Origin of the sequence: uncultured Cardiobacterium sp., assembly GCF_938028185.1 — a bacterium.
GTDB lineage: Bacteria > Pseudomonadota > Gammaproteobacteria > Cardiobacteriales > Cardiobacteriaceae > Cardiobacterium.
In genome coordinates, this window is sequence record NZ_CALJAH010000361.1 from 1 (window position 1) to 1,744 (window position 1,744).

Annotated in this window: 2 protein-coding genes; one reads left to right on the forward strand and one right to left on the reverse strand. The window is 66.1% G+C overall.

Features of this window, described 5'->3' with window-relative positions:
* On the reverse strand, positions 1–864 hold an 864-nt coding region (gene hemC / locus Q0349_RS10630; RefSeq protein ID WP_298080910.1), incomplete at its 3' end, for a hydroxymethylbilane synthase.
* A gap of 40 nt (positions 865–904) precedes the next feature.
* On the opposite strand from hemC, the gene argH reads away from it, so the two are divergent.
* Positions 905–1,744: argininosuccinate lyase (argH, locus tag Q0349_RS10635; RefSeq protein ID WP_298080911.1), on the forward strand; the 840-nt coding region annotated here is incomplete at its 3' end.

The following is a 1,744-nucleotide window of genomic DNA, read 5'->3' on the forward strand; positions in this document are numbered from 1 at the left end:
GCCCAATGCCGCCGCTTCTGCGCGCGGCGCGTCGTCTGCGGCGGCGAGGTAGCGGCTGCCGTCCGGCAACCCGATGCGTGCGGCGAGGTGGATACGCGCGCCGTGCAGGGTGGCGTGCGCGGCGAGCGGCACTTGGCAGGAGCCTTCGAGGTGAGTGTTGATGATGCGTTCGGTGTGGACGCACAGCGCGGTGTCGGCGTCGTTCAATGCGGCAAGCAGCGGGTAAACGGCGCTCGCCTCATGGCATTCGATGCCAATCGCGCCTTGGCCGATGGCGGGCAGTGATTGTTCCGGCGGCAGTTCGGCGCGGATGCGTTCGTGCAGGCCGAGGCGAATCAACCCGGCGCAGGCGAGGACGATGGCGTCGAAGTCGCCCCGGTCGAGTTTGGCCAGGCGGGTTTGCACGTTGCCGCGCAGGTCGAGCAGTTGCAGGTCGGGGCGCAGTCGGGCGAGTTGCATCCGGCGGCGCAGGCTGCAGGTGCCAACGCGCGCCCCCGGTGGCAGTTCATTGATGCTGGCGTAGTGGTTGCTGACGAAGGCGTCGTGCGGGTTTTCGCGCGGCAGGATGGCGGCGATGCGGAAGCCGTCCGGCAAATGCACGCCGACGTCTTTCATCGAATGGACGGCAATGTCGGCCTCCCCGCGCGCCATCGCTTGTTCCAACTCTTTGATAAAGAGGCCTTTGCCACCGATGCGCGAGAGCGGCGCGTCAAGGATTTGGTCGCCGCGTGTGGTCATCGGTACGAGGCGGATGGCAAGGTGCGGGTAGTGCGCGCGCAGGCGGTCGGCGACGTGTTCGGCCTGCCAGAGGGCGAGTTGGCTTTCGCGGGTGGCGATGCGGATTTCGCGGATGTTTGCGGTCATGCGGTTGTAGAATGCGCGGAAATTTCGCGGAGTTTACTGTATGCCTAAAGCAAAAACCAACAGCGCCTGGGGCGGCCGTTTTCAGGAATCTACCGACGCCTTTGTCGCCGAATTTACCGCCTCGGTCGGCTTCGATCAGCGCCTGGCGCAGGAGGACATCACCGGTTCGCGCGCGCACGCGGCGATGCTGGTCAAACAGGGCGTGTTGAGCGAAGCCGACGGCGACGCCATCGCGCGCGGGCTGGATGCGATAGCCGATGAAATCGCACGCGGCGCATTTGTCTGGGACACGGCGCTGGAAGATGTGCATATGAATATCGAAAAGCGCCTGACCGACCGCATCGGCGACGCGGGCAAGCGTCTGCACACCGGGCGCTCGCGCAATGACCAGGTCGCAACCGACATCCGCCTCTACACCCGCGCCGCCATTGACCGCATCCTCGGCGAAATCCGCCGCCTGCAAGCCGCCATCGTCGCGCTGGCCGAGCGCGAAGCGGAGACCATCATGCCCGGCTTCACCCATTTGCAAGTCGCGCAACCCGTCACCTTCGGCCATCACCTGATGGCGTGGTACGAAATGCTTGCGCGCGACGCCGGGCGCTTCCGCGACTGCCGCGCCCGCCTGAACCAGTCGCCGCTCGGCGCCGCCGCGCTGGCTGGCACCACTTACCCGATTGACCGCCACATGACCGCCGCCGCGCTGGGCTTTGCTGCGCCCTGTGCCAACTCACTCGATGCCGTCTCTGACCGCGACTTTGCCATCGAATGCTGCGCCGCCGCCGCGACCTTGATGATGCACCTGTCGCGCATCGCCGAAGAACTCATCATCTGGAACAGCGCCGCCTACCGCTTCATCGAACTGCCCGACCGCTTCTGCACC